Raw genomic sequence first — 251 nt, forward strand, 5'->3', positions numbered from 1 at the left:
AATCTGGCTCGTAAAGATAGGTTTGCCAGTGTTTATCATTATCGGTTTCGGCAATAAGCCGGCTACCTTGCCAGATAAATTCGGTAGTTTTACCGTCCACGGTTTTGCTAGTACGGCGATTAAAAGCATCATAGGGTAGGTGATAATTAGCCCTGTCGGCTTAATTACTTTGATTAACCGATGCCGGCAGTCGTACTCATAGTGGGTGACTAGACTGTGGTCTTTTCCGCGCTTTTCGGCAATCAGATTAC

At 45.0% G+C, this 251-nt stretch carries 1 pseudogene; it reads right to left on the minus strand.

What is annotated here, in order from left to right:
* Positions 1 to 251: pseudogene (locus tag GQ593_RS14385) on the minus strand (RHS repeat domain-containing protein); the annotation flags it as partial.

It is taken from the genome of Gilliamella sp. Pas-s25 (genome assembly GCF_009795885.1).
Classification (GTDB): Bacteria; Pseudomonadota; Gammaproteobacteria; order Enterobacterales; family Orbaceae; genus Gilliamella.